Here is a 23,840-nt window from a genome sequence, read left to right on the forward strand (position 1 = left end):
TAGTAAAGCTGTTGATGCTAATCCTAAGTCATTTACAGCTTTACTTGCATATATTAATATATGCAAGTAAAGCGTTGAAACAATGAATCAAAAAATAAAAACAAAAAAATATAAATTTATTCTTGACGGAAGAGAAATAACCTGTTATTCTAATTAAGTTGCTGAAACAAGCACATGACTTTCTGAAAAAAGTCAGAAAAAACTTTTGAAAAACAGTTGACATTCACTTGTCTAACTGATATGATATAAAAGTTGCTGAAACAGCACAGTAGACCTTTGAAAACTGAACAAAGTAAGACAAACCAAATGTGTAGTGTGTACTTGATTTATCAAGTCACAAACATTTAACAAGCAAGCAATATGCTAGCAAACAAATTGAGCTTAACAATCGAAAGATTGTTCTAACTTTTATTATGAGAGTTTGATCCTGGCTCAGGACGAACGCTGGCGGCGTGCCTAATACATGCAAGTCGAACGCTTTTTCTTTCACCGGAGCTTGCTCCACCGAAAGAAAAAGAGTGGCGGACGGGTGAGTAACACGTGGGTAACCTGCCCATCAGAAGGGGATAACACTTGGAAACAGGTGCTAATACCGTATAACAATTGGAACCGCATGGTTCTAATTTGAAAGACGCTTTCGGGTGTCACTGATGGATGGACCCGCGGTGCATTAGCTAGTTGGTGAGGTAACGGCTCACCAAGGCCACGATGCATAGCCGACCTGAGAGGGTGATCGGCCACACTGGGACTGAGACACGGCCCAGACTCCTACGGGAGGCAGCAGTAGGGAATCTTCGGCAATGGACGAAAGTCTGACCGAGCAACGCCGCGTGAGTGAAGAAGGTTTTCGGATCGTAAAACTCTGTTGTTAGAGAAGAACAAGGATGAGAGTAACTGTTCATCCCTTGACGGTATCTAACCAGAAAGCCACGGCTAACTACGTGCCAGCAGCCGCGGTAATACGTAGGTGGCAAGCGTTGTCCGGATTTATTGGGCGTAAAGCGAGCGCAGGCGGTTTCTTAAGTCTGATGTGAAAGCCCCCGGCTCAACCGGGGAGGGTCATTGGAAACTGGGAGACTTGAGTGCAGAAGAGGAGAGTGGAATTCCATGTGTAGCGGTGAAATGCGTAGATATATGGAGGAACACCAGTGGCGAAGGCGACTCTCTGGTCTGTAACTGACGCTGAGGCTCGAAAGCGTGGGGAGCAAACAGGATTAGATACCCTGGTAGTCCACGCCGTAAACGATGAGTGCTAAGTGTTGGAGGGTTTCCGCCCTTCAGTGCTGCAGCTAACGCATTAAGCACTCCGCCTGGGGAGTACGACCGCAAGGTTGAAACTCAAAGGAATTGACGGGGGCCCGCACAAGCGGTGGAGCATGTGGTTTAATTCGAAGCAACGCGAAGAACCTTACCAGGTCTTGACATCCTTTGACCATTCTGGAGACAGAACTTTCCCTTCGGGGACAAAGTGACAGGTGGTGCATGGTTGTCGTCAGCTCGTGTCGTGAGATGTTGGGTTAAGTCCCGCAACGAGCGCAACCCTTATTGTTAGTTGCCATCATTTAGTTGGGCACTCTAGCGAGACTGCCGGTGACAAACCGGAGGAAGGTGGGGATGACGTCAAATCATCATGCCCCTTATGACCTGGGCTACACACGTGCTACAATGGGAAGTACAACGAGTTGCGAAGTCGCAAGGCTAAGCTAATCTCTTAAAGCTTCTCTCAGTTCGGATTGTAGGCTGCAACTCGCCTACATGAAGCCGGAATCGCTAGTAATCGCGGATCAGCACGCCGCGGTGAATACGTTCCCGGGCCTTGTACACACCGCCCGTCACACCACGAAAGTTTGTAACACCCGAAGCCGGTGAGGTAACCTTTTGGAGCCAGCCGTCTAAGGTGGGATAGATGATTGGGGTGAAGTCGTAACAAGGTAGCCGTATCGGAAGGTGCGGCTGGATCACCTCCTTTCTAAGGAATATTACGGAAACTACACACGTTTGTTAACCTTTGTTCAGTTTTGAGAGGTTTACTCTCAAAACTTTTGTTCATTGAAAACTGGATATTGAAGTAAAAAAGAATCAAAACAAACCGAGAACACCGCGTTGAATGAGTTTTTTAAGAAGTTCAATTGCTTATTTTCTTGATGACGCTCCTATCGCTAGGAAAACGAGTCAAAACCCAACCGTAAGGTTGATAAGGTTAAGTGAATAAGGGCGCACGGTGGATGCCTTGGCACTAGGAGCCGATGAAGGACGGGACTAACTCCGATATGCTTTGGGGAGCTGTAAGTAAGCGATGATCCAGAGATTTCCGAATGGGGAAACCCAGCATTTTTAGTAGAATGTTACTTTCCAGTGAATACATAGCTGGTTAGAGGTAGACGCAGAGAACTGAAACATCTAAGTACCTGCAGGAAGAGAAAGAAAATTCGATTCCCTGAGTAGCGGCGAGCGAAACGGGAAAAGCCCAAACCAACAAGCTTGCTTGTTGGGGTTGTAGGACTCCAATATGGTAGTTCTTTCAGATAGTCGAATGACTTGGAAAAGTCAGTCAAAGAGGGTAAAAACCCCGTAGACGAAATTTGGAAGGCACCTAGGAGGATCCTGAGTACGGCGGAACACGAGGAATTCCGTCGGAATCCGGGAGGACCATCTCCCAAGGCTAAATACTCCCTAGTGACCGATAGTGAACCAGTACCGTGAGGGAAAGGTGAAAAGCACCCCGGAAGGGGAGTGAAATAGATCCTGAAACCGTGTGCCTACAACAAGTCAAAGCCCGTTAATGGGTGATGGCGTGCCTTTTGTAGAATGAACCGGCGAGTTACGATCCCATGCGAGGTTAAGTTGAAGAGACGGAGCCGCAGCGAAAGCGAGTCTGAATAGGGCGAATGAGTATGTGGTCGTAGACCCGAAACCATGTGATCTACCCATGTCCAGGTTGAAGGTGCGGTAAAACGCACTGGAGGACCGAACCCACGTACGTTGAAAAGTGCGGGGATGAGGTGTGGGTAGCGGAGAAATTCCAATCGAACTTGGAGATAGCTGGTTCTCTCCGAAATAGCTTTAGGGCTAGCCTCGGAATTGAGAATGATGGAGGTAGAGCACTGTTTGGACTAGGGGCCCATCTCGGGTTACCGAATTCAGATAAACTCCGAATGCCATACATTCATATCCGGGAGTCAGACTGCGAGTGATAAGATCCGTAGTCGAAAGGGAAACAGCCCAGACCACCAGCTAAGGTCCCAAAATATATGTTAAGTGGAAAAGGATGTGGGGTTGCACAGACAACTAGGATGTTGGCTCAGAAGCAGCCACCATTTAAAGAGTGCGTAATAGCTCACTAGTCGAGTGACCCTGCGCCGAAAATGTACCGGGGCTAAACATATTACCGAAGCTGTGGATAACACCTCTGGTGTTATGGTAGGAGAGCGTTCTAAGGGCGTTGAAGGTAGATCGTGAGGACTGCTGGAGCGCTTAGAAGTGAGAATGCCGGTATGAGTAGCGAAAGACGGGTGAGAATCCCGTCCACCGAATGACTAAGGTTTCCTGGGGAAGGCTCGTCCGCCCAGGGTTAGTCGGGACCTAAGCCGAGGCCGAAAGGCGTAGGCGATGGACAACAGGTTGATATTCCTGTACTCGTTGTTTTTGTTTGAGCAATGGAGGGACGCAGGAGGCTAAGGAATGCAGACGATTGGAAATGTCTGTCCAAGCAATAAGTCTTAGTATGAGTCAAATGCTTATACTTCTAAGGACAAGTTGTGATGGGGAGGGAAATAATAGTACCGAAGTTCCTGATGTCACACTGCCAAGAAAAGCTTCTAGTGAGAAAACAACGACCCGTACCGCAAACCGACACAGGTAGTCGAGGAGAGAATCCTAAGGTGAGCGAGCGAACTCTCGTTAAGGAACTCGGCAAAATGACCCCGTAACTTCGGGAGAAGGGGTGCTGATCGTAAGATCAGCCGCAGTGAATAGGCCCAAGCGACTGTTTATCAAAAACACAGGTCTCTGCAAAATCGAAAGATGACGTATAGGGGCTGACGCCTGCCCGGTGCTGGAAGGTTAAGAGGAGTGCTTAGCGTAAGCGAAGGTACGAATTGAAGCCCCAGTAAACGGCGGCCGTAACTATAACGGTCCTAAGGTAGCGAAATTCCTTGTCGGGTAAGTTCCGACCCGCACGAAAGGCGTAACGATTTGGGCACTGTCTCAACGAGAGACTCGGTGAAATTTTAGTACCTGTGAAGATGCAGGTTACCCGCGACAGGACGGAAAGACCCCATGGAGCTTTACTGTAGTTTGATATTGAGTGTTTGTACCGCATGTACAGGATAGGTAGGAGCCGTAGAAATCGGAACGCTAGTTTCGATGGAGGCGTTGGTGGGATACTACCCTTGCGTTATGACCACTCTAACCCGCACCACTCATCGTGGTGGGAGACAGTGTCAGATGGGCAGTTTGACTGGGGCGGTCGCCTCCTAAAAGGTAACGGAGGCGCCCAAAGGTTCCCTCAGAATGGTTGGAAATCATTCGCAGAGTGTAAAGGCAGAAGGGAGCTTGACTGCGAGACTTACAAGTCGAGCAGGGACGAAAGTCGGGCTTAGTGATCCGGTGGTTCCGCATGGAAGGGCCATCGCTCAACGGATAAAAGCTACCCTGGGGATAACAGGCTTATCTCCCCCAAGAGTCCACATCGACGGGGAGGTTTGGCACCTCGATGTCGGCTCGTCGCATCCTGGGGCTGTAGTCGGTCCCAAGGGTTGGGCTGTTCGCCCATTAAAGCGGCACGCGAGCTGGGTTCAGAACGTCGTGAGACAGTTCGGTCCCTATCCGTCGCGGGCGTTGGAAATTTGAGAGGAGCTGTCCTTAGTACGAGAGGACCGGGATGGACTTACCGCTGGTGTACCAGTTGTTCTGCCAAGGGCATTGCTGGGTAGCTATGTAGGGAAGGGATAAACGCTGAAAGCATCTAAGTGTGAAGCCCACCTCAAGATGAGATTTCCCATTTCTTTAAGAAAGTAAGACCCCTGAGAGATGATCAGGTAGATAGGTTAGGAGTGGAAGTGCAGTGATGTACGGAGCGGACTAATACTAATCGGTCGAGGACTTAACCAAAGAATGGTAAGAAAATAAACTCGGACGAGTTTTGATTGATTACTTCAAATCCAGTTTTGAGTGAGCGAAAGCATAACTCAATAAGACAACATCACCAAGTGTGGTGGCGATAGCGAGAAGGATACACCTGTTCCCATGCCGAACACAGAAGTTAAGCTTCTTAGCGCCGATTGTAGTGAGGGGTTGCCCCTTGTGAGAGTAGGACGTCGCCACGCGTAAAGACTAGAACATAAATTCTAGTCTTTTTTATTGTCTAAACGTCGTTTGACTGTACACTTCCAAAACAGTTTCGAGATCGGGACAGAAGTGTTCAACATCTTTGAGAAAGCTTCAACTCAAGCACGTTTCATGCGTAGAAGATGATGAGAGCGAAACGAAGTGGAGACCTTCAATTCTTAAAGCGTCTCGCTTTTAGAGATTGATGAGAGCGAAACGAAGTGGAGACCTTCAATTCTTAAAGTGTCCCGCTTTTAGAGATTGATGAGAGCGAAACGAAGTGGAGATGAGTCCCCCTCCAAAAAAAAACTTAACGGAGTTGAGTTTCTTCTCAACCTTTATCAAGATTTTACGAGGTGAGAAATAACTTAAATAGTTATTTCCTTTCCTCGTTTTCTTGTCACCTTAATTTCTAGAGGTTATCTGCTGAATTAAGATAAATATGTATATATCGTTGAAGAAATTGCTTTGACTGTATTCGCCCTATTTTATTACGGGCTCCTTCTAATATATCCTTACTCTAAGGAGAAAAAGATTATTAAGAATTTTTTATTTACTATTTAGAGAAAGATAGTTTTTTTTAAAAGATTTCTGGTTAAAGCTGATTAAATTGTACGTGTAATCTATATGTATGAAAGAGGGGAGAAGATTGTAGCAAATTAGTAGTGAAAGGAGAGGATATGAGATATGAACGAAAATGTGCAGCATCCAGAATCAAGTAAATACGTTTCTACATTTATTCTTTTCGGAAAACCGTATCAGGTTCACTAATTAGGTACATCTTATTTCCATGATCTTCTACTTAAATATGTCAGTTGATAAGAGATAAAAGATTGGAGATTTAAAACTCAAATGTATTCTTCCTCTTATTAATATTTTATAGAACCTTGAAGTAACTATTATAATTACCTGTGATAAGCTTTTTTTATTTTCTAAAAAAACCCGAGTGCTCAAATGAGTATACTCGGGTTAGGTGTTTATAGCCAGCCAAACAAGATAGCTAATCCGCCAATAAGGTTATTTAGGAAATGGATACTTATACTCACTTCAAGCCTTTTTGTTTTATAATAGCTATAACTTAGTACAAAGCCAATAGAAGTATAGATGAGGAAACTGATAAAATTAGTTGATAGATGAATGCTGCCAAAGATAAGAGAGCTGATGATGATACCAGCAATCGGATAATCTTTAAAAAGCAATCCGATAATTCCACCACGAAAAACAATTTCTTCAGTAATCGGCGCTGCAATTGAAACCATGATAAACGATAAGATAGGGCTTATTAGCTTAGTCATTTCAATAATAGCATCATCATTTTTTGTAGAGTTTTCACCTTGTAACATCATCAAAACGCTCAAGCCATAAACAACAACTCTAGCGATAACAAAAGCTAAAAGAATAAATTTAACATTTTTCTTTGTCAGAAAATCCCATGAAAAATTCATTAGTTTTAGTTTTTTAGCGATAAAAACTAGTAGCCATACACTTAATAATGTCAAAACAATGCAGGAAATATCCATTATATAAGACATTTTGTTTAAACCGCTTTGCTGAGTTAAACCGATTCCAAGACCTATGATTAATCCATATAATTGGCTTAATAAGAAGAGTCCAACAACAATAAAAAAATTCTTTATATAACTCAATGATTCACAACCTTTCTATGTATAAGTTTACCATAAAAACATCTTTTTACAGTTAAATGTTTATTCTTTTTTTATTTACAATACAAATATTATGTAAACAAGAGTGTTTTATAAATTAATTAAAAAGTATTAAGACTTTTCAATATTCATAAATAATCCATTAAGTTTTAAAGTTCCATCCCTATTTCAATCAAACAAAGTTTATTATGTAAGAGTATCGATACAGGAGGAATGTACAGTGAATATGAAAAAAAGTTTAATCATAGCTGCAGTAACACTATCTTTGGCTGGGAGTATTGGAATTTATACGAATTCAGCTTTTGCTGAGACTGGCTCCGCTAACGAAACGGTCATTAATGAGCGGTGGGGAAAACCAACCTTTGTCGCAGGAGCAGGATTAAATCAAAGTCAAATTAATGAAACTATGAAGCTATTAGACATAAACTCTGACTCAGTAAATACTCAGAAAGCAACAGGTCAAGATTTGATTACGTATCTAGGATATGGAAGCGGAGACGACAGCGTTATGCTTAGTTCAGTTGTTGTAAATCGTGAAGATGAGGGAAAAGGAATTAATGTAGATATTGTGACACCACAAAACATTACGTTAATTACAGCGGATCAATATAAAAACCCTTTAGTTACTGCAGGTATAAGTGATGCAACAATAAAAGTAGCCAGTGTGGCCAAAGTAACAGGAGAAAGTGCTTTGACAGGTGTATATAAAGCATATGAGGCAAATGGTGAAACAGTCGATCCTCAGAGAGCTCAACTAGCACAAGAAGAGTTAGATACAACAACGGATTTATCCAATTCAATTGTTGAGCAGGCAACAAAAGAGAATGAATCAGAGGCATTAACGGATGATGAGCAAGCAAAAGCTGATGAAGCTTATAAAGCACAATTAAATCAGACTTTAGTTGATATAAAAAAAGAATTAGCTGATTTGAAAGAAAAACAAGGTGAGTTAGCAACAAAAGACGACGTTGAAAAAATTGTCAATGATGCACTAGCAAAAAATAATCTTTCAACTTATCTAACGAAAGATGACGTAGCAAAGCTTGTTTCTTTAGCAGAAAAATATCAAACTACAGATGGTGTATTAGATAAGGAGTCAATTGCTCAGCTAGATAAGATAAGTGAAGGATTCAAAGATACTGTAGATAAATTAAGTGATGAGCTTGGAAAATTTGGAGACTCAATTAAAGGAACAATAGAAGAGAATCAAGGGTTCTTTTCCAATTTATGGACAAGTATTACTGACTTTTTTGGGAATTTATTTTAAGAAATAAAAAACTTAGGTTACTGATAGTAGTCTAAGTTTTTTCCTACTTTAAAAGGCTAAAAAGAACTATTACTTTAAAAGATGAATGATTTTCATTATAATGATAAAATAGAGTAGTATCGATGTTCAAAAAAGGAGGTACATTTATGACCACATCAGAGAGTCAAAATGATAAAAATGATAAATTGGTTGAGTTTAAGGTTGAAGTTACAAACTCTGAAGAAATAGATTCTCAGAGTTCTTCAAATTCATTTGAAGAGGTTAAACAGGTAGCTAGTTTGAATGTAAGCAAGCTACTACATGATTTACAAGAGTTTGAAGAAGCAATATCAAAGGAAAATATTCCAGCGATTTATCGGTTATACAATAGTGAGTTAACGGATGAATTAAGGCGAAGTTCGAATCAAAATCATGAAATTGATTACATGCTTCTACAAAAGTTACATGAACACTTTAAAGAGGTCTTTCCATTTATGTATTTTGAAAAGCAAGTAGACACTACTGTGAATTATTATCGTATTGGAAATTATTATCGTCAAAGACCGACTATTGGAATTGATGCGTCTGTTCCAGAAATTTTTATTCTGCCTGAAATCGATGGTGAATGGCGGACGTATTATGAAGATAAGGAAGTTGAGTTAGCACTCATTAGAGAACAAATGAATCAATTAGATGCGAAAATGATTGCTGGAAAAGCTGAGATTGAGGAAATTAATCAAAAAATTAAAGCCGTTCAAAATCAAAAAAGTGAAATCAATGAATCAAAAGGATTATTAAATAGAAAGAAAATTGATACGGAAATAGAAGAATTAGATAAGCGTTTAGCCCTTTTAAATAAGCAAAAAGAAGAGTGGTTACCGTTTATTGATGATAGCGGAAAAGTAGAACAAGAAAGAGCTGCTTTAGATGCTCAGTATAAACAAGTTGAATTGAATAATTCTATTGTAGAAAAAGAGCATCGACTCATTCAAAGGTATTTTGGTGGATTTCAAGAGTTAAGAGAGAAAATTGTCGCATTTTTAGATGATTATTTAACTGAAAAACCAGTTCATTTTGAGGAGGGAGGGCCTGATAATGAGTGAGGATCAAACAACTGAAGAATTCGAAACAAAAATTAATGAGAAAAAAGTTATTACTCCTGATGAAACAGAAACTAAAGAACCAATCGTTGAACAGTCAGAGGAAGTTAGTCGCACAAAAGAGCTAGAGTTGACTAAATCTGAGATTGCTTATTATGAAAAAAAAGAAAAAAATCGGAATAATATTATTGATATGATTCAAGTAGCAGAAGAAGAATTAGCTGACTTAAAATTAAGAAAATCTCTAATGGAATCAGAATTTCCAGAACTGCTGACCTATTATCAAAAGCTGTTATTGGAATCATCTTCACTAGAAATTTCTTCGATTGCTCAAGCAACTCTACTAGAATATATGACGTATGAACTATTAAAACCATTGACACATATTGGGTTGAAGTATTCTCTAGCTGAGCAAGATAGCTGGGAAACGGTTCATTTTCAAATTCACTACGCGATAACTGAACAAAGCCAGCTGAAGTTTGCTTTCAAAATGAAACCAATAAATAATAAATACCAGCCGACTTATATGGATATATTTAAATTAGATATAGGTAGTATGAAAGTTGATGTTGATGATAATCAAGTTTTGGCACTTATTCGTTACTGGTCAGTTGATAAATTATACTCATCTGTTCAGCTATCTGTATTAAATCATGAATTAAATCAGCTGCTTATTCATTTTAAAGGTCTAGGATTTACTGTAGAAGAAAGTCTTTTAGATAACGGCAAGCCTCTGGATCTCCACTTGGAAAGCGCATTTGAGCTATCAACAGATATTTTAGATAATATATTCATTATTGCAATGTCAAACAGTGAGTATGATATGGAAAAAACTGGTGAGTATAGCTATGAGGTCCTCCTGGATAAAGAGCAATCTTTATCTGTAGAGGTTAATGAATATGGAAATACTAATATAGACATACAAACTGGGCGAATCAATCGCTCAATCTTGGATTTCTTCGGAAGTTATCCATTCTTAGTACCGTTAATGCTAAGATAAATAGTATGATGGGAATAGTTGTACTTTTGACTTAAAAAATAATAAATAATGAAAAAACGGCTCTTTGTCAATAAGGACTGATGAGTTATACAAAATCAAATCTGGGTCAGAATGAACCTCATTCTGGCTCAGATTTTTTGTTATCTTACTTTGATTAATTGATTGATCAAAAAGATTCTAATTCTCATGTTCTCAAATGATTTAAATCCGTAGGATACTCGTTTCATTGTCTTTATGTGTGTGTTCTTTGCTTCTATTTTTCCATTGGAGTAAGGGTAGATCATTGCGTTGGTGATGCCTTCTTCATAATTCAGAAGGTTTTGAAGCTTCTTCCGAAAACCGTCATCTAGTGTTTCGGGAAGTTCTGCCAATAAGGAGAAAAATAAGTCAGGGTCTTTGTCTCGAAAGGCTTCAACTAATTCATGAAAAAAGGGATACGCCTCCTTCAGGGGCGCAGAAAAGCCAAGCAATCGATCAATCATCATTGCTTCAGTAAGAAACGGGTATTTTGGCGCTCGGAAACTTTTCCATGTTTTGTATTCATAATGGTTGATGTTTGCACGATTTTTTAGCAGAAAGCGCCAGTTCTTTCTCAGCTTTTCTGCCAGACTTTTCTGTCCTACTTTACGAAGCTCATTCATTTCACGGATACGTAACTCATTGAACGCCTGATTCATGTGTTTGACAATATGAAACCGATCAATCACTACTTTCGCATTTGGCAAAACACGCTTGGTGAGCTGGAAGTAGGCGGCGTTCATGTCTGTAACCAAGAATTCTACTTCTTCTGGATTGGTACAGCCTAAGAAATAGCTTGTTAATCGAGGTAACTTACGCGTAGGCAAGACATCAATTAATTTTCCTGTTTCGCCATCTGCGCAAATAAAGCTCATTTTATCTTCTATGGAAGCGTGCGAACGAAATTCATCAACCATCAATACTCTGGGGAGAATCTTCTTAGATTGCTTTGGTAAATAGCTTTTAAACTCTTTCAATGTACGAATAACGGTGGTCAAAGATACCTGACAGCTTTTCGCAATAAAAGATAAAGATACTTTTTCAGTCAGTAAAGAAGCAATTTTATATCTGACATGATTTGCGATTGAATGTCTAGGTTGGACAAAAGAACTTTGAGCAGTCCAATGAGTTCGACAATTTTTACAGGTATAGCGCTGCTTTTTTAAGCGCATAACCAAAGGCATATGATTGTATTGTTCAAAGCGGACAATCGTTTCCTTCTTCCCGTTTTTCACTACAATTGCTTTCCCATTTCCATCTACCACAGTAGAACCACAACTTCTACACGCACGAGGAGCAGGCGAGAGAACAGCATCGACGATCAACGTCTTTTCCTTCTGAAAGGTCTCGTAAGAGACCTCTGTAATCATCAAATCTTTCTCTATTATTCTCAGCATTTTTTTGATAGAATCATTCATATAGCATATCGTCCTCTCAGTTGTTTATTTTGTGGTGATTTAATCATACTAGAGAACGATATGTTTTTTAATACCTAAAGTGAAAATGGGACTGAAGAATCAATTATGATTCATCAGTCCCATAAATTATAGAGCCGAAAAAACTGCTATCTATCATTGGTAGCAGTTTTTTTAAATACATAGTTTTTAGCCATTTATTAATTAGCAGCAGAATAAATCCTTGAAATGAACAATTGATAAGAAAACTAATTTAAATCTAGCTAATAATTAGTCGATACACTGAAAACTAAATTTTTATTATATCTTTTAGCAGCACACACACTAGGAATCTAGCAAATTAATAGAGGAGACACCAGAGAGACAGCATAACCAGCTATCATTCATTGTGAATAAGAGGAAATAATAAATAAAATATTTTAGTTTACATAATATATATTATACAAAGTAGATTTGTAAAAAGCTTGGTCTGTTGCTAATCCCAGTTATGACTATAGTCATAATATAGTTTACAATCTGTACATAAATCCTCACTAGATTCGCAGTACATAATACAATGAGTACATTGTTTAATAGTCCGTTTTTGTCTTTTTCGGAATAAACTCAATATTTTCTTTAGCAAAAAAATTCCTCCTAAATATCATTATACAGCAACTCATGTAATTCATTGACAACTTGACTTGTTTTATAACGGCTCACAGAGCCATTTTCAGCAAATTCTTCAGTTATTCCTTGTAGAATCAATTGAATGTCTGTATTAGTAACATTTTGTCTTTGTAGTTGTATTCTTGATAGCAATTTTTCATGAGCAGCGTTCGAGCCATAAACAAAATAATCTTTCAAATAAAGCATTAACTCAGCTTTATCTGGTCCATGGTTTTCTAGCCAATTTTCTTTACGTTTCAATGTAGGTTTATCTTTTGATACATATAGATGTGTTTCTGACGCATTATTAAGAAATTCAGTCCACCAACGAGCATTCTCACGCCTGGAGCGATTTTTATCACCTGTAAGTGTCACAAAGCGATAATGTGCAGACAAGATACCTTGAAATAAATCTGATAATTCACGACCCTCAGCAAGCTCTAACACAGCTAAATGAGCTTTATCGGAAGATAAACGTAACTCCCAACGTGTCCATGAATCAACGTCATATTCTTGTTTCGCACGGTCAAAGCGTTCTCCTTTTTTATCATAGATATTTAACTGTTGGGGCTTATCGCCTATATAAATACTAGCATTATAATCCTCACCAGTTTTAGTATTAATCTTATTAATTCGCTTCACATTTCCTCTATAAATCAACGTTTTTTCATAAATTTTCTTCAAAAGAAATTGCCAAGTATATTTGGAATTAATCAAGTCTAAAGCTATATCTAAACGTGTAAAATTACCACTGATTTTCAATAAGTTTCGTATCGTATCATACCAAGTCCAACAATTATTTTCATTCCACCGATAAATTTCATATTGTCGGCAACCTTGACCGTTAAAATTCACAGCAAATCCACTATTTGAACCGTTCTCAACGTCTAGAGCTGTTGAGTAATAAATGTGTATATTATCAAATTTCGCAGTATTCCCGTAATGATAAGAGCGACCTATCCCCCCTACCTCAAAAATAAAATCACGATAGTCCATTTGTAAAACCTCGGTTATAAATTCATGAACATCATAATCAAGCGAGAAACTAGCAGTTAACCAGTCAATTGTGATATATTTATTTGAGACTTTTGAAGTATTGATTGAAACATTACTCATAACACAACCCCTATGTTATTTATTTTTAAGAGTCCTTTTCCTATTTAAAATCAAGCCCTAGCCCATATGTAGTAAGGTGTTGGGCTATATACTGTGTATTGTAGACCCCCCTGTTAGTAGGTGGGGGTCTTTTTAAATTTTGTTATATTAATTTAAAAAACCAGCTTTCTTCATGTCCATATCAACCTTAACCATTTTTTTCAGTTCCTCACTGACTGTATGGCGACCACCATACCATCTGCAGTTATCTTTCGAAGCTTTTGCCTTTTCTTCTAAATAAGTCCAGTATTCAACTGGTAGCGTAACAAACCGCCTTTCATTACCTTCGGCAACTCCCATTTTCATTCCTCCTAAGTTCCTGAATGGTGTAACACTTATGTTTTACTGCAGTAAGAAGTGTTACTCTTTTAAGTGTGCTGCACGTTTGAAAGTGTGACACAAAAAATCGATTTTTAGAGTAACACTTTGATATTGAGATTCCTTTCGGCTTCTAGCCGACTGCGTGGTGCAATCGCAGACCCTGCAGGAACATTTATTCAATTAGCAGAGGAAAGCCCCCTCTACTAATCAAATAAACGTTAATCTATCTTAATAACAGCGACAACTTTAAACTGTGGCACTGTACTTTCAAAACCTTTCACAAACCAATCTAGCTTAATACGTACCCTATCCCCTTTTTTCAAATGCAGTATGTCAACTTGACGATTAATGGAAAAACAGAGTCGTTTTTTACTGTTCGGGATCTCGACAAACAATAATTGATAAAACCTATCTACACCGTTGCGCTCAATGCCGTATGTAGCAACTTTTAGCACTTTTAAATAATCGAATTCGGTAAACATTAATCGCGCTCAAGACTTCTCGCAAAGAAATAGTAAGCAACGAAAAAGAGCACCACTTTTAAAACAATCATCATTGATTTATCACCACCACATTATTGGGATTCTTTTTCTCTTGTACAGCTTGTTCGGAAAGTGTACGAATCACAGCATAAGAATCATAAAGCTCTCTTAATTCGTCTGTTTGAACAAAAGAAACGGTTCGCAGTCTATGTAACTGTTTCTTTTCCTCAGGTTTGTCGATATTATGACTAAACTCGTCAGCATCGTAAAACTTACCTTTTGTGTAACGTCCCATAATCGTATTACAAACCACCACTTCAAATGTTTGTTCTCTAAGCGCTTTAGAAACTCGAGTAAACACCTGACTAGTACCAAGTATTTTTATCTTTTGTTTACGCTGTTGCGTGACCGTCCTTAAAACGTCCTTAGACACTTTACTAAAGCTATCAAAGTCATTTTGTATCTCGTCCCAAAGAATCAGCACGCCAATCTTATTTAAAGCATTCGCCTTTAAAACGGCGTTGGGAATATCAGCAAGAGATTTCATAGGCTCATCTTGATAAACGTAGCCGAAGTTACTGCATATATATAAATCGGGAAATTCGGCACGATAACGCTCGGCTTCGTAAACCAATGACATAGTTTTACCAGCTCCTTGACGACCAGTAAAGAGAGTAAGCCCAAAGTCTTTAAAAGGTTTTATCCCCTGTTTTCTTAATTGTCTATAATGTTTGACATCTTTCACCTTATACTTAATAAACTGATAGAATTTCATAGGTTAAAAGCCTCTCCTTTGCATAACCTTTTTTCATTAAATTAAACGAACCGATAATGGGAAAAGTACAAAAATGCCTGACAGCCTAAAGACTGTCTGCATTTTGTGCGCTTTTTACCCAATAAACGGTATTCGTTTGATTATAAATGTAAATATCTTTATAAAAAATTGAGCATTTTGAACAGCTACGATAACGCCTATCGCCATTATTAAAGTAGTAACTGGGAAAAAATAATCTGCCAATCCAAGCATTTCAGAAAACCAACTGGTATCGGGTAAATCTATCGTTAATGAAATATCGGGAATAATCGAAACCAGCAGGTTAATCAATCCGATAATTAACTGAAAGAGCAACTCAATTATCATTAATAATGTCCCCCTGTCCGGTCAATTTCCGATAAACAAACCAAGCAACATAAAGCCAAATCAGCACTGCGAAAGCCGTCCGAAATTTTGGTACAAACATATCAGCTACACTTTTATCAGGAACAAAGCTGGCACCCATAAAACTAAAAGAAATAGCGCTAAAAAAATCACTTTCTGTAGGTGTAAAAATATCTTTAATCTGCCCACCAACGTTAAGAATTCCGTCAAATTTAACGTCAAATTTTGCTTTAATAGAATCGAACCCCTTATCAAGAAAATCTAAATTTTCGGGAACAATTAAGCGGATAATATCATCAATCAAACTGTCTAAAAAATCTAAGATTTTTCTAGCCGTAGAGCCTAATTCAGTAAGACCCGTACTAATTATATTCCCTAGATTATCAACTAAACTTTTAAGAAAATCCCACATATTTGTACCAGCTTCATTTACAATATTTCCAAAATTAAGCCCATCTAACATTTCTTGAAGCCTATCAAAATCAAAGGGCATTGAAGGCACTATAATTTGTTTCTCATAGATTTGATTTAACCATTGCGTAATAACAGCTCCAGTATTTTTCAAATCTACTATGCCTTGAAAAAATAACTCAAGCCAGCCATTCGTAGTATTTTGTCCTATAGCAAGTAAATTAAGCCCGTCAAAAATGTGTTGTAGCAATTCATTGGTTTGTGTGTATCCATCAACTATCGTATATCTGAGAGCGTATATCGCACTTCCAGGTTCTAGCCCGAAATACTTATCAAATAAAAATTGCGTATTTTTTTGATTCGCATTTAGCGTATCAACAATAGTATTTTTCAAAATAGCAAACTGATATTTAAAAAGTTTTACGGCTGAACTGTCACCGTCTACAACAGTTGCATTGTAATCTGTAGAACTCCATAATTTATCATTACTATCCATAAAAGCGTCTAACTGACCAGATATAGCTGATATACCATTAGTAATCTCACCAAGCGCATTAGTGACAAGAACAGTATCCGCAACATTGGACAATGTTTGAGCAGTAATACTGCCATTAATCAAACTTAGATTACTATTTACATTTTTCAGTGCCGTTTCAAAAATAATATTTTTATCACGTATGATACTAACTAAATTTTTTGTTTGTCCAAGTAAGCTCCCTAAGTTTTTAAGTTCGGCATAATGATTATCGAGTTTATCCCAAAGAATCATTTTTCCATCTGTATTTGTGGCAGTTAGCTTACCCAAATTACTATCTATTGTAAGCGTTTTATCACGAATAATAGTTGTGAGGTTTTTAGTTACCGCTATATCAGACGTCAAAGTTAAAATCTTATCTCTAACAATCGTTAACAGATTGACAATAACACCACTATCGCTAGCAATTGATAAAATCTTATCCCTAATAATTGTCACAAGATTCTTAATTACATTGTTAGAACTATTAAGATCACCAAGTCCAGTACCAATGTAATTCGATAAACTAGTCACTCGATTATCAACCTCAGTAATATTCGAATCAAGAATTGCATCATTATTGAACAAAGTAACTGTGCGATTCCAAAGCGTCGCATAATTATCACTTATCCTAGTACTCAACGTACTATAATTATTATTTATTTTTGTATTTAATGTGTTGTAGTTACTTACACGAGCAGTATCGACACGTCCAATATAGTCATTTAAACTTGTTTGACCAGTTTCTAAAGTAGCAATCCTTTTAAACGCATTGTTGATATTTGTCGTATGAGTCCCCAGTGCACTATTTACTCTATCAACAGCATAATTTGTATCATCAATTCGGCTATTTGTAGCCCATACACTGTTTTTGGTGGCATTCGTGAGTAAATCTATACGGCTACGCCAGTCAAGCGTATAGTTGTATCTCCAACCGTTGAAAGCAGGTCCAATATAATCATAAAACTCACCACTCCCCCATGTAGTCTGAGCAAAAAAAGTATTTCCCCAAACACCACGAGTCAATTTCTGTTTTACATATCCGTCTTCACCAACATGTTCGGGTACATCTGTAAATAAGGAAGAATCAAAAAGCCAAAATCTTTTTTTAATCCCTTCATCAGAAGGTTCAGTATAACCAAATTGACTTATGTCAAACGGAGAACTTTCTTCGCCACTGTCTTGAATGATTTCGGAACTGTCACTTTCTTCTTGCCTATCGCTATCTGTATCAATGTCCATGATATTTTCAGAACTATCGCCACTATCGCTAGTCTCAGAAACAGCGAAGTCAATTCCTCCAAATAAATCATGATTAGGGAGACTATCGGCATAAACATAATTACTAGCAGTGCCGAAATTAGAAATAAAAAAACTATACCGACCCACTTACTTATTTTTTTTATATTTATCATTGCGTTACCCCTTTCCGAAAAAATAAAAAGAACTAGGCTTTCGCCTAGCCCTCAAAGGAAAATTAAACTTATTAATTTTATTTATTGCATAAAACTAGCCTTTATTCATCATAGATTTGATGAAAGTAAATCCTTTTTTACCAACCCAAGTCACAGCAAGGATTGAAGCCCCTACACCAATACCAATCGGCACAACTGCCGTAATTGCAGTAACAACAGGGTCAAACATATCTGCAGTAAACATTGACATCCTCCTTTTATTGTATGTTTTTTTATATTAAGCAAATGCGCTATCAAATAATTTAGAGAGCCCTTTATAAGCCAAAAAAGCAGGAATGAAAAAGTATAAAAAAGCTAAAATACTTACGTTTGTAAAATAACTCACTTCTTCTTGTTTTGTTTCTTCATCTAAATTTTTAACTAGCACACCCAACTTAGTATCAATATTTTTTAATGTATTCATTTGACTATCATCTGTGTTCAAATCGTTAAGAGCTTTTAAAATGTCGTTTCGAAAGTTCTCTTCATTTTTTAGCATTTCTTCATTTGGAGATTGGTTCTCAATCAATTGGTACATTTTATCCCAACGCTCATTTTCAATTTTTATGCTTTCTTCTTGTTCTTTTTCGGTTTTCTCAGTCCGTTCAAGTTCGATAGCAGCGTTTGATTCACGTTCGTTGGCTTGTCTTTCTAATTCTTTTACGTATAACCCTTTTAAGTCGCTGATTTCCTGTTTTAATTCAGCGTTAACCTCTTTACTCTCATTTTCCATACATTATGCAGGTGACACAGTTAAGCAGTTCATGCTTGTGCTATAGCCCATTTTTTGTGCAATTAACACAACTTTGCATGGTTGACCTTCGTTACAAGTGACTTTCACATCATTATCAGCAAAAAATTCTAAGCGTTGATAGTTTTCCGTATCAATCAAATGCACTAGTCTAAAAGGATTCCCACCTTTACTTACACGTTCCTCTAACTTCTCAAAAATAAATTTACCTGTACTGACAAACATTGACATTCTCCATTCTATTTTTATTTAAATAATTAAATTATTTACTTAGCAAATTAGGAATTTTTATTTACTGACATGATTTGACAGCTTCCTTATTCGTTAACCATAATTGGTTAATTAAAGTATAAACCAGTTTGGGTTGATAATCAACCATTTTTGGTTAACAATATTTGGTTAACTACTTTAAAATAATTATATGTAGCTAATTAACTACATAAATACTCTTATGTGAGGTAGACCAATGAATCATAATGAAATAATAATTGATAGGCTGTACGGTTTACTGAGAGAAAAAAACATGACAGTAAACAGACTTGCAGATGTTAGTGGCATTAGGCAGTCAACCTTGAGTAATATGTTTATAAGAAAAAGTGTTCCTAAAGTGGATATGCTTTACAAAATATGTCAGGCTTTAGACATGAGCGTAATCGAATTTTTGGACTTTCCACCATATAATCAAAAATAAGGAGGAAGTATGTGTGCTAAAAAAACATAAAGGAAAACGTAATTTGAAGGAAATCAAAAAGTTTATTAATACTGAAGCGACTATTGAAGATATAATTGAAATAGCAACGGTTATGAGAGATAGAAAAAGATTCCTTGAATTAGAACATACAGCAGAAAGAAATCAAAAAGTTATGAACAAGGTGAAACATCTGTAAAAAAAGACTAGTGCAAAATGTACACTAGTCTTTTGGTCTATTAAAATTTAATTATTGCATTGCTAATCATTCCAAAATAAACAAAAAACATTGAAATAATAAGCAATATTAAAGATATCCAAAGCGACGACTTGCTAAAAGATTTTTTTGAGAGATAATCTTTCCTAATTTTCCCACTAGTAAATATAAAATATAAAATAAAAATAAAAGCTATTCCGAGCAACAGCTCAGTACCTATTCCAAACCATAAGCGTTCATTATTAATGATAGTCATTTTTTTCCTCCTGTAATTATTATATTTATATTCTACCATTAATTAAAGGGGAATAGTAATATATATTATACAAAGTAGATTTATGAATCCTTGATACTACACATTGTTTAATCATTTATATTAAGGTCAGATTTATCAACAACTTGAACTGCCTTTTTATCACTTTAAGTATGTTAAAGTGATCGAATTTCTCTGTATCTGACCGTTTTTTAGTAGTTTATTAGTAATTCCTACCAACAAACGAACTATTTCAAAGTTATTGTAATCTTTTAAAATCTCTCAGAGCTAACTTATTCAAAAACGTGATAAGCCTTAACTACGAATTTATGAGGCTTATCACGTAATTTTAAAGCATCTAAAAAACTCAAAGAAATTTTTACTGCTGTAAGTTTTTTAGATGCTTTATGGAATTTATTTTATAGATAATTGATAAAAAGACTTTAATATCTGTTTGTCTGAGATTGTTAAATCATTTTTTGAAATTCCTTGAATTGCAGCTTCCAATGCTAATAGTCGATTATAACAAGCCGAGGCATCAAGTTTTCTGATCTTCAACCAAGCTTTTTGGCTGCCAATAGCTTGTAAATCGTTTGCAGTAAAAATATCAATTGTATTCAGCTGTCTTTCCAATTCTGGTCCAATATTAGGCAATAGTGTTAGTTCTCCCATAATAAATGTCTCTCTCTTTCATAATAAATAAGGATACAGTGTGTCTCTTTGTCTATTGTATCATACCAGTAGTTGCTTCTGAGCCAGATGATAGTGTTTAAGTAATTTTTTCAGAAATAAAAGATTATTAAATAAATTGGAGCTTTTGTACAGTTTTTGTCCCTACTTTTGCTAAGATAACTACAAAAGTCCCTCCCCCGCAGAAAAAAAGAAGTGCAGGTAATTTGTATGCCAGAATCAGAAACAAGAAAATAAAGAAACTGAACGTCAACATCACACGGGTTTCTTTAAAGAAAAGAATACAAGACAAATAGCAAAGGTTTTTATAGCTAATCTCGAACATAGCGAGTATTGACAGACTATGAAAAAAAGAAATGGAGACTAAAAAAATCATAAAAACGAGTAAAAAGTCAATTAGTAAAAATGGAATTCCTTCAATTTGTATTGAGAACCATAGACTATAAAGGAGTATGCAACAAACTAAACTAAATGTGAGACCTATCTGATTTGCTTGTATAAAGTTTCGTTTAAAGCCATCGTACAGACTGCGTAGAGTAATGGTTTTCTCATTCCACGGGTCTGTTTGAAAAAGCTCCAGGCCTGAAATAATTGCAGGAATCAATCCAAAAATTAAACAACCTACTAAACTGATTACCCAAATATACATTGATAGCTTTAAAAGATAATAAAATTTATTTATTCCTTCGGTAACTCCTTTTTCAATCATAAATTCAACTTCTTTCATTAAATGGTAATAACGGAGAAGAATCTGAGATTGAATATAAAAACCATTCATAATTCTCAGATTCTATACAATTAGTAGCTAATAGTAGCCAATGAATTTCTATTTGCTCTTATCCATCATAAACTAGAAGTGAACTTATCTAGTCCTCATCTAATTTACTATAAACTACTTCTTCCCCACTCTTAGTAACACTACTTATTGGATCTGAATTCATCAAATTGTTTTTGCATTTCTTTTTGAACCTTTGATAGCCCTGCTGCTTCTAATTTATTATTGAACTCTTCTAGTTTTTCTGCTGGATCTAATGTTCCCGTACTGAAACCAGCATAATATTGACTGGTAACATTTTTTATATTAGTGACTTCAGTTTTTACTGCTGATTCATCAAAGCTAAATCCTAGTAAAGGTGATACTTGTGCTTCAGCAATTGATTCATCGCGCTTTTCAATCATTTCATCTGTAATTCTTTCATCAGAGAAAAGTGTATTGTTATCTCCAGTCATCCATGCCCCACCAATGATTTTTGAGCTAGCATCATATCCTGGTAGAACTTTCATTTGCTCATCGCCAACCTTTTCCCAGCCCTCTCCTTCTAATCCGAAGACCATAGTTGTAAGCAATTCCTTATCTGTATTTATCATATTCAAAACTTCTAAAGATTTTTCAACATTTTTTGATGTATTTGAAACAACCCAGTTCGCAACAAACATTTGTCCATTATCTTTAATTGGTTCTGTAAATGGAACAGAAATAAGCTCTCTACCGGCTGCTCGAGATAAAATAGTATCACCATAGTCAAAAGGTCCTTGTGTTTCAATACGTGCAAACCACGTTTCTTCATCCAAACGATAAATTGATTCTGAGGTCGCAGCATCTGAAGGAATTAATTTTTTAGAATATAGTGAATGTACATCTTTTAAGTCTTTTAATAAACGATCTGATTCTGTATAAGGATTAATAATTTTATCCATATTTTGACTGTCCATATCAATACCTAGTGGAACAGAAGGATCATACACATAGTCCATGTTCCCTAAGCGTACATCTTTTCCAATTGGAAATGGCGGGATTGATGGCTCTTTGTCTTTAATCACTTGCAGTAGAGGTTCTAAATCTTCTAAATCTTTTACACCGGTTATATCCAAATTATATTTATCGACTAATTTCTTATCAAATGTAATCACTTTTTGAGCATAGACGTTGCCGTTTACAGGAATAGCATAAAGCTTTCCATTCACTTTATTGCCTTCTATATACGTCGGATCAAGATTATCCATTGTTTCTTTTGCGTATTTTGGTGCTAAGTCAGTCAAATCTTTATAGGCCCCTTTTTGCGCATTATTTACATAGCTGTCTGCAAATGCAATATCATAGTCTTCACCTGAAGAAGTAATTACAGACATTTTTTGTGCATAGTCTCCCCAACCGATATATTGGATGTTTAATTCCACACCCGTCTCTTTTTTTAATCGACCATTAACATACTCCATCAGATCGTCAAAATTTTTAGGCTTTTCACCAACTCGATACATTAATAAGGTTGAATCATTTTCTTTACTTGTTTGTTTTTTTTGTTTATCTCCAGTTAAGCTAGAACACCCTGTAAGTATCCCTATTCCAATCATGAGTGTTGTACTTGCTACGATCATTTTTTTGAATATTTTCATTTTTATTACTCCTTTAATAGTTATTCTTTTACACCGCCGATGGTTAATCCACCGACAAAGTATTTTTGGAAAAATGGATAGGTTGCAGCGATTGGCGCGGTAGACAATACGACCATAGCCATTCTAGTGGCCTCTTTTGGAATCGTTACAGAGCCCAATTGAGCACTAGTTGCAGCATTTTTGATGATAAAATCAATATTTGCCTGAATTTTCATTAATAAATATTGTAAAGGAACAAGATTATCACTCTGGATATAAAGTAACGCATTAAACCAATCATTCCAGTAGCCTAATGCAGCAAATAAGCTGATGGTCGCTAGTCCTGGTATAGATAACGGCAAAACAATTTGAATAAAGGTTCTTAAATCCCCAGCACCATCTATTTTCGCTGCTTCAATGATTGAATCAGGAACAGAACGACGATAAAAAGTTCTCATAACAATAATATTAAAAGAAGACAATGCCATAGGTAAAATTAACGCAAGTATATTATCCTTTAATCCTAATAGACTAGTCATAACAATATAGTTGGGTACCATACCTGCACTAAATAGCATAGATATCAAAACAAAAACGGTAAAAAATTTTTTAAAAGGTAAACTATCTCGCGATAAAGCATACGCATAGGTAGATGTAAATGCGACGTTAACAATCGTTCCCACAATAGTTACAAATACCGTAATAAATAATGCTTGCAGGATTTGATCCTTCATCTCAAATAAATATCTATAGCCGTCAAGACTCCATTGTGATGGAATAATCTGATATCCCTGTGTAGTTAAAGACTGTTCGCTAGTAAATGAAATGATGATGACAAATAGAAAAGGAAAGATACACGATATTGCGACTATCCACATAAGTACTGAAAAAAGTATGTTGGCTTTTGGACTAAAGCCTTTGACGTTTACTGACTGAACCTGTTGTTTCTCCATTAA

The 23,840-nt window shown here is 36.8% G+C and carries 21 protein-coding genes and 3 rRNA genes; 8 read left to right on the forward strand and 16 right to left on the reverse strand.

Features of this window, described 5'->3' with window-relative positions:
* The first annotated feature begins 409 nt into the window (after positions 1–409).
* The 3 genes from I589_RS08860 (at position 410) to rrf (ending at position 5,327) form a co-directional block, all read left to right on the forward strand.
* Positions 410–1,969 (forward strand): 16S ribosomal RNA (locus I589_RS08860).
* A gap of 229 nt (positions 1,970–2,198) precedes the next feature.
* A 23S ribosomal RNA gene (locus I589_RS08865) occupies positions 2,199–5,112 on the forward strand.
* A gap of 99 nt (positions 5,113–5,211) precedes the next feature.
* Positions 5,212–5,327 (forward strand): 5S ribosomal RNA (gene rrf, locus I589_RS08870).
* Together the 16S, 23S and 5S rRNA genes form the textbook arrangement of a ribosomal RNA operon.
* A 978-nt stretch (positions 5,328–6,305) precedes the next feature.
* Here rrf and I589_RS08875 read toward each other — a convergent pair.
* Positions 6,306–6,860: a CPBP family intramembrane glutamic endopeptidase gene (locus I589_RS08875; RefSeq protein ID WP_245561642.1), complete on the reverse strand. Its 555-nt coding sequence runs from the start codon at positions 6,858–6,860 to the stop codon at positions 6,306–6,308.
* A gap of 358 nt (positions 6,861–7,218) precedes the next feature.
* Here I589_RS08875 and I589_RS08880 point away from each other — a divergent pair, with 358 nt between their 5' ends.
* The 3 genes from I589_RS08880 to I589_RS08890 all read left to right on the forward strand — a co-directional run bounded on the left by I589_RS08880 (position 7,219) and on the right by I589_RS08890 (position 10,338).
* The gene (locus I589_RS08880; protein ID WP_034685080.1) at positions 7,219–8,259 is read left to right on the forward strand and encodes a DUF1002 domain-containing protein; all 1,041 of its coding nucleotides are present in this window, start codon (positions 7,219–7,221) and stop codon (positions 8,257–8,259) included.
* Between the two features lie 146 nt (positions 8,260–8,405).
* A complete protein-coding gene (locus I589_RS08885) occupies positions 8,406–9,341 on the forward strand; it encodes a hypothetical protein (protein WP_010767785.1) in 936 nt (311 codons plus the stop codon).
* Positions 9,334–10,338, forward strand: a complete 1,005-nt coding sequence (locus tag I589_RS08890) for a hypothetical protein (RefSeq protein ID WP_010767784.1) — start codon at positions 9,334–9,336, stop codon at positions 10,336–10,338. Before I589_RS08885 ends, I589_RS08890 begins: the two co-directional genes overlap by 8 nt.
* A gap of 140 nt (positions 10,339–10,478) precedes the next feature.
* Here I589_RS08890 and I589_RS08895 read toward each other — a convergent pair whose 3' ends face one another.
* From I589_RS08895 to I589_RS08935, 10 genes are all read right to left on the reverse strand, one after another.
* Positions 10,479–11,774, reverse strand: a complete 1,296-nt coding sequence (locus I589_RS08895) for an ISL3 family transposase (RefSeq protein WP_010766954.1) — start codon at positions 11,772–11,774, stop codon at positions 10,479–10,481.
* Between the two features lie 630 nt (positions 11,775–12,404).
* Positions 12,405–13,532, reverse strand: a complete 1,128-nt coding sequence (locus I589_RS08900) for a replication initiation factor domain-containing protein (protein ID WP_010767783.1) — start codon at positions 13,530–13,532, stop codon at positions 12,405–12,407.
* A gap of 147 nt (positions 13,533–13,679) precedes the next feature.
* The gene (locus tag I589_RS08905) at positions 13,680–13,871 is read right to left on the reverse strand and encodes a hypothetical protein (protein WP_010767782.1); all 192 of its coding nucleotides are present in this window, start codon (positions 13,869–13,871) and stop codon (positions 13,680–13,682) included.
* A 239-nt stretch (positions 13,872–14,110) separates the two neighbouring features.
* Positions 14,111–14,374 (reverse strand): hypothetical protein, encoded by a 264-nt coding sequence (locus I589_RS08910; protein WP_010767781.1) that lies wholly within the window; start codon positions 14,372–14,374, stop codon positions 14,111–14,113.
* 70 nt (positions 14,375–14,444) lie between these two features.
* Complete coding sequence (locus I589_RS08915; protein WP_010767780.1) at positions 14,445–15,149, reverse strand: hypothetical protein; 705 nt, start codon at positions 15,147–15,149, stop codon at positions 14,445–14,447.
* 114 nt (positions 15,150–15,263) lie between these two features.
* Entirely contained in the window at positions 15,264–15,515 is a 252-nt protein-coding gene (locus tag I589_RS08920; protein ID WP_010767779.1) for a hypothetical protein, read from the reverse strand.
* Positions 15,505–17,847 carry a hypothetical protein gene (locus tag I589_RS08925; protein ID WP_010767778.1) on the reverse strand — a complete coding sequence of 781 codons (2,343 nt, stop codon included), beginning with the start codon at positions 17,845–17,847 and terminating at the stop codon, positions 15,505–15,507. The genes I589_RS08920 and I589_RS08925 overlap by 11 nt, the downstream gene beginning before the upstream one ends.
* Positions 17,848–17,967: 120 nt before the next feature.
* On the reverse strand, positions 17,968–18,117 hold the full coding sequence (locus I589_RS18480) for a hypothetical protein (RefSeq protein ID WP_010767777.1): 150 nt from the start codon (positions 18,115–18,117) through the stop codon (positions 17,968–17,970).
* 33 nt (positions 18,118–18,150) lie between these two features.
* Positions 18,151–18,645 (reverse strand): hypothetical protein, encoded by a 495-nt coding sequence (locus tag I589_RS08930; RefSeq protein ID WP_010767776.1) that lies wholly within the window; start codon positions 18,643–18,645, stop codon positions 18,151–18,153.
* A gap of 3 nt (positions 18,646–18,648) precedes the next feature.
* Positions 18,649–18,888: a hypothetical protein gene (locus tag I589_RS08935; protein ID WP_010767775.1), complete on the reverse strand. Its 240-nt coding sequence runs from the start codon at positions 18,886–18,888 to the stop codon at positions 18,649–18,651.
* A 241-nt stretch (positions 18,889–19,129) separates the two neighbouring features.
* Here I589_RS08935 and I589_RS08940 point away from each other — a divergent pair, with 241 nt between their 5' ends.
* Positions 19,130–19,354 (forward strand): helix-turn-helix domain-containing protein, encoded by a 225-nt coding sequence (locus I589_RS08940; protein ID WP_010767774.1) that lies wholly within the window; start codon positions 19,130–19,132, stop codon positions 19,352–19,354.
* 13 nt (positions 19,355–19,367) lie between these two features.
* A complete protein-coding gene (locus I589_RS08945) occupies positions 19,368–19,550 on the forward strand; it encodes a hypothetical protein (protein ID WP_010767773.1) in 183 nt (60 codons plus the stop codon).
* Between the two features lie 40 nt (positions 19,551–19,590).
* Here I589_RS08945 and I589_RS08950 read toward each other — a convergent pair whose 3' ends face one another.
* The 5 genes from I589_RS08950 to I589_RS08970 all read right to left on the reverse strand — a co-directional run bounded on the left by I589_RS08950 (position 19,591) and on the right by I589_RS08970 (position 23,837).
* Positions 19,591–19,824 (reverse strand): hypothetical protein, encoded by a 234-nt coding sequence (locus I589_RS08950; RefSeq protein WP_010767772.1) that lies wholly within the window; start codon positions 19,822–19,824, stop codon positions 19,591–19,593.
* A 411-nt stretch (positions 19,825–20,235) separates the two neighbouring features.
* A complete protein-coding gene (locus tag I589_RS08955) occupies positions 20,236–20,493 on the reverse strand; it encodes a TfoX/Sxy family protein (protein WP_010767771.1) in 258 nt (85 codons plus the stop codon).
* A 127-nt stretch (positions 20,494–20,620) separates the two neighbouring features.
* Positions 20,621–21,220 (reverse strand): DUF624 domain-containing protein, encoded by a 600-nt coding sequence (locus I589_RS08960; RefSeq protein WP_034684922.1) that lies wholly within the window; start codon positions 21,218–21,220, stop codon positions 20,621–20,623.
* A gap of 209 nt (positions 21,221–21,429) precedes the next feature.
* The gene (locus I589_RS08965) at positions 21,430–22,905 is read right to left on the reverse strand and encodes an ABC transporter substrate-binding protein (protein ID WP_010767769.1); all 1,476 of its coding nucleotides are present in this window, start codon (positions 22,903–22,905) and stop codon (positions 21,430–21,432) included.
* 20 nt (positions 22,906–22,925) lie between these two features.
* The gene (locus tag I589_RS08970; protein WP_010767768.1) at positions 22,926–23,837 is read right to left on the reverse strand and encodes a carbohydrate ABC transporter permease; all 912 of its coding nucleotides are present in this window, start codon (positions 23,835–23,837) and stop codon (positions 22,926–22,928) included.
* Positions 23,838–23,840: the final 3 nt, after the last annotated feature.

Origin of the sequence: Enterococcus phoeniculicola ATCC BAA-412 (assembly GCF_000407505.1) — a bacterium.
GTDB lineage: Bacteria > Bacillota > Bacilli > Lactobacillales > Enterococcaceae > Enterococcus_K > Enterococcus_K phoeniculicola.

Excerpts from the sequence above, each read along its gene's own strand:
- I589_RS08875 (WP_245561642.1), bottom strand. The coding sequence starts at position 6,860 with ATGTCTTATATAATGGATATTTCCTGCATTGTTTTGACATTATTAAGT.
- I589_RS08880 (WP_034685080.1), top strand. The coding sequence starts at position 7,219 with ATGAAAAAAAGTTTAATCATAGCTGCAGTAACACTATCTTTGGCTGGG.
- I589_RS08885 (WP_010767785.1), top strand. The coding sequence starts at position 8,406 with ATGACCACATCAGAGAGTCAAAATGATAAAAATGATAAATTGGTTGAG.
- I589_RS08890 (WP_010767784.1), top strand. The coding sequence starts at position 9,334 with ATGAGTGAGGATCAAACAACTGAAGAATTCGAAACAAAAATTAATGAG.
- I589_RS08895 (WP_010766954.1), bottom strand. The coding sequence starts at position 11,774 with ATGAATGATTCTATCAAAAAAATGCTGAGAATAATAGAGAAAGATTTG.
- I589_RS08900 (WP_010767783.1), bottom strand. The coding sequence starts at position 13,532 with ATGAGTAATGTTTCAATCAATACTTCAAAAGTCTCAAATAAATATATC.
- I589_RS08905 (WP_010767782.1), bottom strand. The coding sequence starts at position 13,871 with ATGGGAGTTGCCGAAGGTAATGAAAGGCGGTTTGTTACGCTACCAGTT.
- I589_RS08910 (WP_010767781.1), bottom strand. The coding sequence starts at position 14,374 with ATGTTTACCGAATTCGATTATTTAAAAGTGCTAAAAGTTGCTACATAC.
- I589_RS08915 (WP_010767780.1), bottom strand. The coding sequence starts at position 15,149 with ATGAAATTCTATCAGTTTATTAAGTATAAGGTGAAAGATGTCAAACAT.
- I589_RS08920 (WP_010767779.1), bottom strand. The coding sequence starts at position 15,515 with ATGATAATTGAGTTGCTCTTTCAGTTAATTATCGGATTGATTAACCTG.
- I589_RS18480 (WP_010767777.1), bottom strand. The coding sequence starts at position 18,117 with ATGTTTACTGCAGATATGTTTGACCCTGTTGTTACTGCAATTACGGCA.
- I589_RS08930 (WP_010767776.1), bottom strand. The coding sequence starts at position 18,645 with ATGGAAAATGAGAGTAAAGAGGTTAACGCTGAATTAAAACAGGAAATC.
- I589_RS08935 (WP_010767775.1), bottom strand. The coding sequence starts at position 18,888 with ATGTTTGTCAGTACAGGTAAATTTATTTTTGAGAAGTTAGAGGAACGT.
- I589_RS08940 (WP_010767774.1), top strand. The coding sequence starts at position 19,130 with ATGAATCATAATGAAATAATAATTGATAGGCTGTACGGTTTACTGAGA.
- I589_RS08950 (WP_010767772.1), bottom strand. The coding sequence starts at position 19,824 with ATGACTATCATTAATAATGAACGCTTATGGTTTGGAATAGGTACTGAG.
- I589_RS08955 (WP_010767771.1), bottom strand. The coding sequence starts at position 20,493 with ATGGGAGAACTAACACTATTGCCTAATATTGGACCAGAATTGGAAAGA.
- I589_RS08960 (WP_034684922.1), bottom strand. The coding sequence starts at position 21,220 with ATGATTGAAAAAGGAGTTACCGAAGGAATAAATAAATTTTATTATCTT.
- I589_RS08965 (WP_010767769.1), bottom strand. The coding sequence starts at position 22,905 with ATGAAAATATTCAAAAAAATGATCGTAGCAAGTACAACACTCATGATT.
- I589_RS08970 (WP_010767768.1), bottom strand. The coding sequence starts at position 23,837 with ATGGAGAAACAACAGGTTCAGTCAGTAAACGTCAAAGGCTTTAGTCCA.